General features: G+C 58.6%; 9 protein-coding genes and 1 tRNA gene. 5 read left to right on the top strand and 5 right to left on the bottom strand.

What is annotated here, in order from left to right; all coding sequences use genetic code 11:
• Position 1: 1 nt before the first annotated feature.
• The 5 genes from ACRY08_RS11395 to ACRY08_RS11375 are packed head-to-tail and all read left to right on the top strand — an operon-like array spanning position 2 to position 4,008.
• Complete coding sequence (locus ACRY08_RS11395) at positions 2-715, top strand: ABC transporter ATP-binding protein (protein ID WP_432450044.1); 714 nt, start codon at positions 2-4, stop codon at positions 713-715.
• A 1-nt stretch (position 716) separates the two neighbouring features.
• A complete protein-coding gene (locus tag ACRY08_RS11390) occupies positions 717-1,049 on the top strand; it encodes a hypothetical protein (RefSeq protein ID WP_432450043.1) in 333 nt (110 codons plus the stop codon).
• Positions 1,049-2,059: a branched-chain amino acid ABC transporter permease gene (locus ACRY08_RS11385; protein WP_432450042.1), complete on the top strand. Its 1,011-nt coding sequence runs from the start codon at positions 1,049-1,051 to the stop codon at positions 2,057-2,059. The genes ACRY08_RS11390 and ACRY08_RS11385 overlap by 1 nt, the downstream gene beginning before the upstream one ends.
• Positions 2,056-3,411, top strand: coding sequence for a branched-chain amino acid ABC transporter permease (locus ACRY08_RS11380; RefSeq protein ID WP_432450041.1), 1,356 nt, complete (start codon positions 2,056-2,058; stop codon positions 3,409-3,411). Before ACRY08_RS11385 ends, ACRY08_RS11380 begins: the two co-directional genes overlap by 4 nt.
• 15 nt (positions 3,412-3,426) lie before the next feature.
• Positions 3,427-4,008, top strand: a complete 582-nt coding sequence (locus tag ACRY08_RS11375; protein WP_432450040.1) for a nucleotidyltransferase family protein — start codon at positions 3,427-3,429, stop codon at positions 4,006-4,008.
• On the opposite strand, the gene ACRY08_RS11370 is transcribed toward ACRY08_RS11375, so the two are convergent.
• The 5 genes from ACRY08_RS11370 to ACRY08_RS11350 form a co-directional block, all read right to left on the bottom strand.
• Positions 4,001-4,627 (bottom strand): Hint domain-containing protein, encoded by a 627-nt coding sequence (locus ACRY08_RS11370; protein ID WP_432450039.1) that lies wholly within the window; start codon positions 4,625-4,627, stop codon positions 4,001-4,003. The genes ACRY08_RS11375 and ACRY08_RS11370 overlap by 8 nt on opposite strands.
• Before the next feature lie 258 nt (positions 4,628-4,885).
• Complete coding sequence (locus tag ACRY08_RS11365) at positions 4,886-11,227, bottom strand: cadherin-like domain-containing protein (RefSeq protein ID WP_432450038.1); 6,342 nt, start codon at positions 11,225-11,227, stop codon at positions 4,886-4,888.
• 1 nt (position 11,228) lies between these two features.
• Complete coding sequence (locus ACRY08_RS11360; protein WP_432450037.1) at positions 11,229-11,426, bottom strand: hypothetical protein; 198 nt, start codon at positions 11,424-11,426, stop codon at positions 11,229-11,231.
• 856 nt (positions 11,427-12,282) lie between these two features.
• Positions 12,283-13,413, bottom strand: coding sequence for a cystathionine gamma-lyase (locus ACRY08_RS11355; RefSeq protein WP_432450036.1), 1,131 nt, complete (start codon positions 13,411-13,413; stop codon positions 12,283-12,285).
• Between the two features lie 137 nt (positions 13,414-13,550).
• Positions 13,551-13,636: transfer RNA gene (locus ACRY08_RS11350), tRNA-Leu, on the bottom strand.
• Between the last annotated feature and the right edge of the window lie 30 nt (positions 13,637-13,666).

The raw sequence follows: 13,666 nt of genomic DNA, 5'->3' as shown, positions 1-13,666 counted from the left end.
CATGAGCGAACCATTCCTCATCGGCGACAGGATGACCGGCGGCTACGGTAAAGGGCCAAACATTCTGCATGACTGCACCATCGCCGTCGACAAGGGCGAGATTGCCGTGATCGTCGGCCCCAATGGCGCGGGCAAATCCACCGGCATGAAGGCCGTGTTCGGCATGTTGAACCTGCGCGAAGGCGCGGTGCGGCTGGGGGGCGAGGATATCACCAAACTGTCCCCACAGGCGCGCGTGCGCAAGGGCATGGGCTTTGTGCCGCAGACCCACAACATCTTCACCTCGATGTCGGTGGAAGAGAACCTGGAAATGGGTGGGTTCATTCGCACCGACGACATTCAGGAGACGATCGAACAAGTCTACGAGCTGTTCCCGATCCTCGCCGAAAAGCGCCATCAGGCGGCGGGCGAATTGTCGGGCGGGCAGCGTCAGCAGGTGGCCGTGGGCCGCGCGCTGATGACCAAGCCGACCGTCTTGATGCTGGACGAACCGACCGCAGGCGTCAGCCCCATCGTGATGGACGAGCTGTTTGACCGGATCATCGAGGTGGCCCGCACCGGCATTTCAATCCTGATGGTGGAACAGAACGCCCGCCAAGCGCTTGAAATTGCGGATAAAGGCTATGTTCTGGTGCAGGGCGCCAATGCCCATACCGGAACCGGCAAGGATCTTCTGGCCGACCCCGAGGTCCGCCAGTCGTTCCTGGGGGGATAAGATGCGCACCCTCCTGCCCTTTCTCATCATCTCAGCTTTGCCTGCCGCGGCGCAGGATTGCAGCTTTGACACCGAATGTTTCGAAGCCGAAGCCTGTCAGCCCACCAGTTTTGCACTGTCGGTGGATCTGGCGGGTGAGAAACTCGTGACGGATTTCGGGGATCTGCAAATCGTTGCGGCCAAGACCACGCCGCCGCTGACCACACTCTTCGCGACCGGCGACGGCGCGGAATATCTTCTGTCCAGATCGGGCGACACCGCCCGGTTCACCGCACATGCCAATGAAGGCCCGGCGGTGATTTCCTATCTGGGCACCTGCAAGGGAGAGTTCTGATGGACTTTCTGAACGCCATCGTGGCGCTTTCAAACTTCGTTCTGATCCCCGCCATGGCTTATGGCAGCCAGCTGGCACTGGGGGCGCTGGGGGTCACGCTGATCTATGGCATCCTCAGGTTCTCGAACTTCGCCCATGGCGACAGCATGGCCTTTGGTGCCATGGCGACGATCCTGTTCACATGGTGGTTCCAGTCCATGGGCCTGTCCATCGCACCGCTGCCCACGGCGCTGATCGCCCTGCCCTTCGGGATCGCGGCGACGGCGCTTTTGCTGTTGATCACCGACCGCACGGTCTATCGCTTTTATCGCCGCGTGAAGGCCAAACCGATTGTCTTCGTGATGGCCTCGATGGGGGTGATGTTCATCATGAACGGCGTTGTGCGTTTCATCATCGGACCGGGCGAGCAGCGTTTCTCTGACGGCGCGCGGTTCATCATCAAAGCCCGTGATTTCAAAGAGATGACAGGCCTGCGCGAGGGTCTGGCCTTCAAGACCAGCCAAGGCATCACCATCATCACCGCGGTGATCGTGGTGGCTGCGCTTTTCTGGTTCCTCAATCGCACACGCACGGGCAAATCCATGCGCGCCTTTTCCGACAACGAGGATCTGGCGCTTCTGTCGGGCATCAACCCCGAGCGTGTGGTGATGATCACTTGGATCATCGTGGCGGCCCTGATCACCATCGCGGGCACGCTTTACGGGCTTGATAAAAGCTTCAAGCCTTTCACCTATTTCCAACTGCTCTTGCCGATCTTTGCCTCGGCCATCGTGGGCGGTCTGGGCAACCCGCTGGGTGCCATCGCGGGTGGTTTCGTCATCGCCTTTTCCGAGGTCACCGTGACCTATGCCTGGAAGAAAGTGGCCACCTATCTGCTGCCCGAAAGCCTGGAGCCCTCCAGCCTCGTGCAGCTGATGTCCACCGACTATAAATTCGCCGTCAGCTTCGTGATCCTGATCGTGGTGCTGCTGTTCAAACCCACCGGTCTATTCAAGGGGCAATCGGTATGAGCCGCTCCATGCGCACACCGCTTCTTTTCGGGGTCGTTGCGGCCCTGTTCATCCTGCAAGGGTCAACCGATTGGTGGATTTTTGCAGGTAGTTGGAACGCCTCGCTGACCATTCTGAACATGGCCCTTGTGTCGGCGATCATGGCCCTTGGGGTGAACCTGCAATGGGGGTACGCCGGGCTTTTCAACGTCGGGATCATGGGTTTTGTGGCCCTTGGCGGGTTGGCAACCGTGCTGATTTCGATGCCCGGCACGCCGGGGACCTGGACGGCTGGCGGGAACAACATCATTGCTGGGCTTCTCTTGGGCGCGGCGACCGTTGTGCTGGCTGTTTTGATGCATAAGCAGATGAACCCGGGCCGCAAACGCACGCTTGCGATGCTGGGCACCTTGGTCTTGGGCTTCGTCGTCTACCGCATGGTGTTTGACGCAGGCGTGGCCGGTGTCGAGGCTGTAAACCCCGCGCAAACCGGGTATCTGGGCGGGCTTAATCCCGGCGGACCTGAGAACTACAAGGCGCATGGCTACATGACCGTTCTGGCCTGGCCCGTTGGCGGATTGTTGGCGGCGGGTGCGGCGTGGGTCGTAGGCAAAACCGCTCTGGGCCTGCGGTCAGATTATCTGGCCATCGCCACGCTGGGCATTTCCGAGATCGTCATCGCGATCATCAAAAACGAAGACTGGATGGCCCGCGGCGTGAAAAACGTGATCGGCCTGCCGCGCCCGGTCCCTTACGAGATCGACCTGCAGCAAAGCGCCGAGTTTGCAGCCCGCGCCGAAAGCATGGGTGTCAGCGTCACAACCGCCTCGACCATTGCGGTGAAGCTCAGCTATTCGCTGCTCTTCACCGCTGTGTTGCTTGTCTTGATTGTGCTGGCGCAGCTGTCGTTGAAGTCTCCATGGGGGCGTATGATGCGCGCCATTCGCGACAACGAGGTTGCCGCGCAGGCCATGGGCAAGGACGTGACCAAGCGGCACCTGCAGATTTTTGTGCTTGGCTCTGCCCTGTGTGGCTTGGCCGGTGCGATGATGACCACGCTGGACGGACAGTTTACGCCCGGCACTTATAATCCGCTGCGGTTTACCTTCCTCATTTGGGTGATGGTGATTGTCGGCGGGTCGGGCAACAACCTCGGGTCGGTTCTTGGCGCCTTCGTCATTTGGTTCTTCTGGATTCAGGTGGAACCGATTGGCAATTGGCTGATGTCGGTGGTGACCGCCGGAATGGAGGACGGGTCGGATTTGAAAACCCACCTGATCAACTCCGCCGCACATATGCGCCTCTTCTCGATGGGGATTATCCTTTTGCTGGTGCTCAGGTTCAGCCCGCGCGGGTTGATCCCGGAACGCTGATAAATGGCCCCGGCCATGCCCCATATTCTGCTGTTGGCCGCCGGTCGGTCATCGCGGATGGGCAAGGCCGGGGACAAGCTTTTGCAATCCCTGCCGTCAGGTGATGTGTTGATCGAGGATCGGCTTCAGACCTGTGTAAAGACCGGGCTGCCCGTCTGGATCACTCTGCCGCGTGAAGCACTGGAAAAACGCGCGTTCTCAGATCACTACAAGGTCAGTATTGTCACCACACCGCGCCAAAGTGGGATGGCTGACAGCATTGCCCGCGGCGTCGCGGCGCTGCCGGATACCTGTGACGCTGTGGTCATTGTTCCTGCGGATATGCCCGGCATTACGGACATGGATATTCGCAATATGCTGGCCGCCTACCCCGGCGATCACATCCTGCGCGCCTGTGACGAGACCGGTCGCATGGGACATCCTGTTGTGTTTCCGCGCCGCCTGTTTGAAGAGCTTGGCAAGCTTTCAGGGGATGATGGCGCGCGAGGTCTTTTGGCAGATGAAAAGGTGCAAAGCTACCCCCTGCCAGGTGACCACGCGACGCTGGATTTGGACACGCCAGATGACTGGCGCCTTTGGCGCAAGCGGTTCAGCTGAAAAGGGCCAGGGCCTCGCGTTGATCAATGATCGGACGCTCCTGCACGTAAGAGGCCATGCCCTGAACGCTGGCAAGCCGCGGCAAGACCTGTGCAATCTCGGCCGCCATGTCGGGAGCGCCCAGACGCAAACGCGGCACATCTGGCTGAAGGCTTTCCACCCAATCGCCATTGCAGGAAATCAACTCGTGAAAATCAAACAGCAAATGAACATAGGTCGGAACGGCCTCGGGTTCGCGAATGTAGTGGCCAATTTCGGCCAGCGTTCCGGCGGCGCAAAGCACCTCTTCAACGCCGAAGTAAAGCAGGGCTTTGGGATGGCGCAGCAATACAAGATGCTGTTCTGACATCAATGTTCCAATCGGGCTGCGCACCGGCATGGCGTCTTGTTTGGCGCGGCGTGTCAGGCCAACCCAGCGCAAACACTGGAACCCATGATCGCGGGTTTTCACCATATCCCCGGCCCGCAAGTCGCGCGCATTGACCGGCCCGCGCATGGTTTCGACCAAAGAATTTGCCGCCAGTCCGGATTGGATTACGGCCACATCTTCGCGCCGCATGGATTGGACATCTGCAATAATGTCCAGATCGGGGGTTGGGGGGGCGTAGACCGGCCCCATACTTTCAAAATTTAACTCACGGAAACTCAACGCTCATAACCTCATTACCCGCCGCACTTTGGCGACTTACCGGATCAGGTTAGAAAATCATGATGCGTAAACTGTGAACAAACTGGGGAAATTTAAGGCTTTGTCCTTTCGCAATACGGGAAAATATCGGCGAATTGCCTCAAATTTGCCGCGATTGCACGCGCAAAACGCGAAAACCCGCCCCTTGCAACCAAGGGGCGGGTCTTAAAGCGTTTCGGAGCGAACGGGTTACTTTTTAAGCATTTCCGCTTCGTGCTTTTTCAGCGTGCGGCGGGCCGAGCCGTAGCCCTCCATGCCCGATGCGGTCTCAAGCTCGGGGAAGAGTTCAAAGATCTCTTCGCGGCTTTCCTGACCCACGCCTTTCAGCGCGTAGTCACCCGGCTGGAAGCTTTCGGTCCAAGCGCCATCCGACAGAACGACCTCGTGGTGGTCGAACATGAAGTGCAGATAGGTTGTGCCCATCGCATCCACCTGGTGAATGCCGTCTTTGCCAACCAGATGCTTGGCTGCGACCAGAACTTCACGCTCTTCGAAGAACAGCTGCGCCTTGTCCGAGGCCACCAGCACGCGGTGGTTCGGGGACAAGAGCATATCGCGTTCCGGCAGACCATTGCCCAGCGAGCCCGCCTGGATCAGCACCGGTTTCAGGTGCTGGTCACGCTCGAGCTCCTGCCAGGTCATCGGCTTGGCGCCAACCCAGCGGATTTCCTGCATGCCGTTGTCGCGGGTGATCACACGATCGCCGACGCGCAGGTCTTCGACACGTTTCTCACCACGCGGGGTGGCAATCAGGGTGCCCGGCGTGAAGCAGGGGATGACGTTCTCGATATTGAAGAACTCCATCGTGCCGGTCGACGCGCCATTCTCGTCGAAGAACTCGACAGTGCCGTTTTCGGGGTTGGAACCCGAATAGGTCACCTGCAGCGAGCCATTGGTCGGCGCAGAACCGGTCAGGTCCAGCGTATCGTAGTCGTTGCCGCCTTCGTTGCCGTCCACGACGTCGCCTGCACCTACATTGACGAAGGTGTCGCGATCATCGCCACCGGACATGGTGTCCGCGCCGTCTCCACCGTCGATCAGGTCATCGCCCTGACCGCCAAGGATCGTATCGTTGCCGGTGCCGCCGAAGATGGTGTCTTCGTCGATGCCGCCGTCGATATAATCGTCGCCCGCGTCGCCATGCAGGATGTCGTCGTCATCTTCACCATAGATGATGTCGTTGCCGTCACCACCGTGGATGGTGTCGATGCCATTCTCTGGATGCGTATCAAACGCGTCGATGACATCGGGGTACACACCGTTGGAGCCACCATAGATCGTGTCGTGACCTGCACCACCGTCAACCGTATCCGAGCCGTGGCCCGCGACAATGAAGTCGTCGCCGTCACCACCGTCGATGGTGTCATCATCAATACCCGCATCAATGGTATCGTTGCCAGTGCCACCCAGAATGGTGTCTGCATCATCGCCGGTTTGGATGATGTCATCACCCGCGCCACCGTCAACAAAGTCGATGCCATCCGTGGTGTTCTGGTCGCTTGCAAACGGGTAGCTGGCATTCGGCAAGGCCGGATTGTCATCGTAATCCGAGATCGTGTCGAAACCTACGATGATTGTATCGTTTCCGTCACCGCCGTAGACAGTGTCTGCGCCTTGAACGTCCTCGATATAATCGTCGCCTGCACCACCATAGACAGTATCGTCGTCGATACCGGCATAGATGGTGTCGTTGCCCTCGCCACCTTCGATATAGTCCGCATCGTCGCCGGTGATGATTGTATCATTGCCGGTGCCGCCGATCACGGTATCGATATCGTCGGTTGGGTTGGCGTCAACCGGGATCACTTCCGAGTACGGCGAGTAGTCGAGGTCGGCCAGATCGTTCGGATCACTCAGAGCCAGCAACTCAGCGATGGTGTCGGGGCTGTCGCCACCGGCCACGTCAATCACGTCGTCGCCTGCACCGCCATCAACGGTGTCCGAGCCAGAGGCATCGACAATCTCGTCATTGCCGTCTTCACCATAGATGGTGTCGTCGCCCGCGCCGCCGTCGATCTCGTCATCGCCTTCACCGGCATAGACGGTGTCGTCGCCGTCAAAGGCCAGGATGATGTCATCGTTGGGGCCTTCGCCCGGCAGGATTTCATCATTGTTGTCGACCATGTCGCCATGGGGGTCACCGGTATAGTTGACGTCGATCAGATCGTCGCCAGTCGTGCCCTGAACGATGCCGTCCAGCGGGTTTTCACCAACGGTAACAGTGACTTCACCCACATCGGTGCCACCATTGCCATCCGACACCGTATAGGTGATCGTGGCCGGCCCTTCGAAATCTTCGTTGGGCGTGAAGGTGATGGTGCCATCGGGGTTGATGTCCACGGTGCCATCGGGCGAAGTGGCCGAGATCACTTCAAGAGGATCGTCTTCCTCGTCTGTGTCATTGGCCAGAACGTCGATGGTGACCGGCGTTTCAAACGGCGTGTCTGCCACGTCGTCATTCGCCACCGGGCCGTCATTCACCGCGCCGACCGAGACGACGGCCTGGCCGTCATCCGAACCGCCGTTGCCGTCAACCACGGTGTAGTCGATGGTCACCGGACCGTTGTAGTTCGGTGCGGGCGTGAAGGTCACGGTGCCGTCGCCATTGTCCACAACCGTGCCAAGCGCCGGGTCGACCGAGACCGAACCGATCGACAGGTCGTCGCCGTCCACATCGGTGTCATTGCCCAGAAGGTCGATGACAACCGGGGTGTCCTCGTCGGTGGTTTCGATGTCATCCACAGCCACCGGATCGTCGTTGACCGGGTTCACGGTCACAGCCACCTCGGCGGTGTCGGTGCCACCTTCGGTGTCCTCGATCGAGTAGGTGATGGTCACATCGCCGTTGAAGTTCTCGGCCGGTGTGAAGACCAGCTGGTTGCCAACAATTTCCACGGTGCCCTGATCGGCCGGAACCGAGGCGCCGGTGATGGTCAGTGCCTGACCTTCCGGGTCCACATCATTGGCCAGAACGTCGATGGTCACCGGGGTGTCCTCGTCGGTTTCGGCCACATCATCGACCGCGTTGGGATCATCCACGACCGAGCTGACCGATACGGTCGCCTCGGCGCTGTCCGAGCCACCCTGCCCGTCTTCGACGGTATAGCTGATGGTCGCAGTGCCGTTGAAGTTCGGTGCAGGTGTGAAGGTCACAGTGCCGTCGCCATTGTCCACGACGCTGCCCTGATCGGCCGGAACCGAAACCGACGCGATGGTCAGCGTATCGCCGTCCACATCGGTGTCATTGCCCAGAAGGTCGATGGTTACCGGGGTGTCCTCTTCCGTGCCAGCCACATCGTCATTGGCGACCGGGTCGTCATTGACCGGGGTCACGTTCACGGTGACGGTTGCGGTGTCAGTGCCACCATTGCCGTCGGTGATCGAGTAGCTGATGGTCGCCGGGCCATTGAAGTTCTCGGCCGGCGTGAAGACCAGCTCGTTGCCCACGATTTCAACCGTGCCAACATCAGACGGCACAGAGGCGCCGGTGATGGTCAGCGCATCGCCATCCGGGTCAGTATCATTGGCCAGCGCGTCGATGGTGATCGGCGTGTCTTCGTCGGTGGTGACCTCGTCATTCACCGCATCAGGACCGTCATTCACCGGGTTCACCGTGACAGTGACCTCACCCGTGTCGGTGCCGCCATTGCCGTCATCAACCGTGTAGGTGATCGTGTCGGTGCCGTTGAAATCGGGATCGGGTTCATAGGTGATCGTGCCATCGGGGTTGATGGTCACGGTGCCATTGTCAGCCGTCGCACCGGTCACGGTCAGCGGGTCGCCATCCACATCGGTGTCGTTGTCGAGAACCGGAATATCGACCGAACCGTCTTCGTCCACTTCAGCAGTGTCGTCACCGGCAACCGGACCGTCATTCACCGGGTTCACCGTGACAGTGACTTCACCCGTGTCGGTGCCGCCATTGCCGTCATCAACCGTGTAGGTGATCGTGTCGGTGCCGTTGAAATCGGGATCGGGCTCATAGGTGATCGTGCCATCGGGGTTGATGGTCACGGTGCCATTGTCAGCCGTCGCACCGGTTACGGTCAGCGGGTCGCCATCCGGGTCGGTGTCGTTGCTCAGCACATCGATATCAACGCTGCCATCCTCGTCCACTTCAGCGGTATCGTCGCCAGCAGTCGGGCCGGAGTTCGGCGGCAGGATGACATTCTCGATGTTCACGAAATCCATCGTGCCGGTCGGGTCACCATTGTTGTCCAGGAAGGTCACGGTGCCGTTTTCCGGGTTGCCCGCGTCATAGTCTACGCGCAGCGGGCCCGAGCCAGACAGGTCCAGCGTGTCATAGTCGTCGCCGCCTTCGCCGCCATCGACGAAGTCACCGGCATTGGCTCCAAGGAAGGTATCGCGGTCATCGCCACCGGACATGGTGTCCAGACCGGCGCCACCGGTGATGGTATCGTCACCGCCTTCGCCATAGATCTCGTCATCACCTTCACCACCAAGGATGGTGTCATTGCCACCCTCGCTGCCGCCAGTGCCAGTATCGGTGATATCGAAATCGCCGATATTGCTGGACGGGAAGTTGAAGCCCGAGTTGGTTGCGCCCGAGGTCAGGGTGAAGGTCAGGCTGTCCTGGCCTTCAAACGTGATCGCAAAGCGGTCATCGGGATCATAGGGGTTGGTGTCGGTGGGATCGGTACCTGTCGCGGTGACGGTGTTGCCGTCATTGTCCACGACCATATTGGTGCCGCTTGTGGTGCCGTATCCGGTGATCTCGTTCAGATCAACCTCGACACTTTCGCCCATGTCACGGCCATCGACATCCCCAAAGATGAGCGAAGAATTGATGCTGACAGGTTGACCGGTCGACGGGTCAAAGAATTCAAGTTCAAAGGTGGCGCTGTCGCCATCCGAACCTGCATTGTTGTCGCCGTTCAGGATGATCGGATAATCCGCGTTGCCGGTGAAATCGACAGCCAGATTCGAGTCGCTCTTATCTGTCAGCACCAGACGTGCCGACACCAAAGTGCCATCTGCCAGAACCGCAACATTATTGTAAACAACGCTGTTCGAGGTTTCAGAACCCGGTTCGATATTGTTGAAGTTCAGCGTGACTTGCGACGCATCTTCACCAGTGCCCGTGCTGTTTCCATTGTCACCATAGATGACATCATCGCCGGCGCCGCCTTCGATATAGTCATCACCAGCAACGGCCGAGCTTCCCTGAACCGGCGCATCATAGTAGACATCGGTCACATTGATGCCGCTGTCATTGCTGCCGTTTTGGGCGTGAATGATTTCGATCTTCGCAACGGGACCCGGTACGTCGACCAGCATCGAATATTCTGCGCTGGTGTCTGAATCGTAGCCACCCTGACTGTCTGCGGTGTCAGCGCCAGCCACACCATCGGTGTCCAGCATGGTCAGTTTCGAGCCGCCCGACAGGTTCACGGTCATGGCATTGCCATCGGCATCATAGGCCTTGATGGTCACCAGCCCGTCGCCGTCAATGTCGTTCACCCGGAACGAGACATTCTTAACTTCGTCAGAGAAATCAAGCGCATAGGTCGCTTCACCATTGGAGTAGTCAGCAATAGACGTAAGCGAAGACCGCCCATCGACCGAAGCGCCATCATCAACGATATCCGACACGTTTTGCGAGTTGGTGGCAAATTCAGTGTCGATATCGCTGGTCGCGGCGGCGATCGAGAAGGCAACGTTTACATTGCCGGTGTCTTGCGAGAAGTTCGAAGCGTTGTTGCCACTGCCGTAGCCGGGCGCCTTGTCCCATTCAAAGCTCTCACGCTCATAGCTGGTGCCCGGGCCGTCACCGTAGATCAGGTCATCGCCAGCCTCGCCATAGAGACTGTCATCGCCGCCCTGGCCGTAAACGTCATCATTTCCCTCGCCAGCATAAACGGTGTCATTTCCGTCGCCGGCCAGAATAATGTCGTCATTCGGCGCTTCACCGGGCAGGATCGCATCGCCCGCGTCGACGCAATCGCCATCCGGGTCGCCGGTATAGTTCACGTCGATGAGATCATCACCTGAGGTGCCCTCGACGATGCCGTCAAGCTGCGGGTCGGGCGCCACAAGGGAGGTCCCGGTCACGCTTTGATTGGTGTACCAGCCAGAGTAGGTCGATCCGGTGATCCCGGCAATCTCGATGTTGGAGATCTGCAGGTTGTCCAGCGTGCCGTTGTTAAACAGATCCGACACAAACAGGTCGCCATTCTGCATCTGCATCATGACCGCTTCGACCTCGATCACCGATCCGTCAGCAAGCGTCACGTTCAGCTTGGCCTGCATCGACCCATCGGTCTTCTGGCTTACTTCGCCGCCACCCAGATTATAATGGATGTGATCCCCATAGGGATTGCACTCATCATCTTCCATGACGCCGTCGTGATCGCTGTCATCGCTTTTCACCGTGACGAGCTGCATTTCATCATGGGCGCGCGACACACCCACAAGGTTGCCAGCGTGTTCGGACGTGTAGTCGCCTTCGTAACTGTCGGTCGAGGCGAAGTTGCCGAGATAGATCAGCGTCGGATAAGTTACAGCAGTCATATCAGTTAATCCCCTTGCTCAGGTCCGCTTCTGCTGCGCCTTTTTCGGCGTCATCGCTCATGCGGTCAGTCTTGTACGCGCCAGCTTCAATCCGCTGGAACTTGTTATGCTCATATGTATTTGGACGAAGAGGCAGGACATGAAGCGGGCTTGCACCCATCCCACTGCCTTCCAGCTTTGTTTCAAACGAAACCATCATGTCGTTGTCCTTCTCTCCAAACGCTACCTGCCTTCACCAGAAGCAGGGCGACGTCAGGCCGGGCGACCCGCACTCGCACACACTTTGCCTATCCAGGAGAGAATGGGTCCAAAGAGGACCAGCGGATTGGATGACGAACGCACAGGTTCATCACCGGAAATCCGGTTGCCGCTACCACACCAGCAGTCACGGCACACACTCTCCACCACGGCAAATCGTGGCTTATCGTGCGGCCGCCCCCATGGCCTTTTCAGACATCGCCCCCCAGTTGGGCAGGATTGAATATAGAGCAAAAACAGGGCGATCCAAAGAGACAAACTGACCTAAGAGGCAGGATGAAACGGGCAGCTGACTCTTTTGAGCCTTTGTTAACCTAAGTTACCCCTTGGTAAATTGTTTCTCGGTTTGAGCGAATGTTTTCATCCAAAAACATACCCAAAAGGCGCGGTTTTGGTGATTTGCACTGGATTTGCGCGAAATTCGTGGAAATCCCCAAGTTGCCCTTTCAGCGCGCATTCCCGTCAGACGGGAAGAAAACCCATTCAGTGTTTCCACCGCATGAACAATGAACATTTGCAATTTGGGGAAAAATTGAGGCAATTTCCCCGAAAACACCGTGACATTTTTTTTGAATTCCCCCCACAAATTGGCGCTTCAGGGCCGAAATGTGGCAAAAAATTGATCAGAAAAACACATTCCGGAAGGCATATGAACCGAATCAACTCCTGTCTTCCCTGCCGCGATCAGGCGCGATTTAACCAGGTTTTCGGAAACATTTTTGGCCCGTCTGAAACTGCAAAAACGGCTGAAATCTGGGCCGTTGATCGGCGCAAATCGCGCCGATATTCCGCCCTTTTCAGCGCTGGATACGATCCAGTGACGCCAATATCTCGGCTGCAAGAACCTGCTTCGGTTCACAGCCCACAGACAGGCGCACGAAGCCGTCAGCGACCTCATCCCCCCATCTTTTGCGCCGTTCAGCAGAGCTGTGTACGCCCCCAAATGAGGTCGCAGGGCGCAACAGCGGGCAGCCCTCAATAAACCTCTCTGCGGTTTCTTTATCCGCCAGTGTCAGCCCAATCAGGAACCCCATATGAGACATCTGCTGACGGGCCAGATCATATGATGGGTCTTTGGGCAGGCCGGGATAGCGCAGGGACATCACGGCAGGATGTGCCGCAAGGCGCGGAGCCAGCCAGCCAGCGCTGTCACACATGCGCGTAAACCGAAGCTCCAGTGTTTCCAGCCCGCGATGCAAAGCCCAGGCCGCATGCGGGGACACGATGGCGCCTGACATTTTCCGCCAGTCGCGCATGCGTGCCAGCAGTTTTTCATCGCGCGTGGCCACATGGCCCATCAGAAGGTCAGAATGGCCTCCGGGGGCTTTGGTGTCCGAAGCCACCACGATATCCGCCCCCAGATCCAGCGGGCGCTGACCGAAGGGGGTCATGGTCGTGTTGTCCACAATCGTCACGCCGCCGCCCGCGCGCACCGATTTGCTGATCCTAGCGATATCACACAGGTCCAACCCGGGGTTTGACGGGCTTTCCAGCAACACGACATCGAAACTGTGCAAGTCAGCTTCGGCCATTTCGGTGGTTGGGCGTTCGGTGATCTCGACCCCCAATCCGGCCAGAAACTCCGCCCCCAAGGCCCGCGTGACATAGTAGCCATCTGACGGGATCAAAAGCCGGTCGCCGGTTTTCAGCGTGGCAAACAGCGCGGCAGAGATTGCCGCCATGCCAGAGGGAAAAGCCACGCATTCCGCGTCTTCCAACAGCGCCAGCGCATGCTCCAAAGCTTCCCATGTCGGGTTGTCCACGCGGCCATATCCCGGCGCGCCATCCGGGTCGCCCGGCAAGTGAAACATCGAGGATGTGGTGATCGGCAGGGCCATAGGATCGCCCTTGGCCAACCCCTGCCCGCGCAGGTGCAAAAGCCCGGCGGCCCGCTGGTGCATTTCATCTGGTGTGTTCTGGTCGCTCATCTGATCCTCGCAAGCGTCATGTTGACCCGAGTATGATCAACCGGCACCCGCGATACAATTGAGTTTTAAGGTGCAAAGGAGGTCGGAGGGTGGTCCGCATTCGGAAACTGTAATTCAGATATCCAGCGAAACTGCGGTGGTGCCCAAGGTGAGACTCGAACTCACACGATGTTGCCATCGGGGGATTTTGAATCCCCTGCGTCTACCATTCCGCCACTTGGGCACTGGGTTGGAATTACCCAAGGCGCGGGGC

The organism is Aliiroseovarius marinus (assembly GCF_050881025.1).
GTDB lineage: Bacteria > Pseudomonadota > Alphaproteobacteria > Rhodobacterales > Rhodobacteraceae > Aliiroseovarius > Aliiroseovarius marinus_A.
Note: the sequence above shows the minus strand (reverse complement) of the source record. Positions and strands in the feature narration are given on the sequence as shown.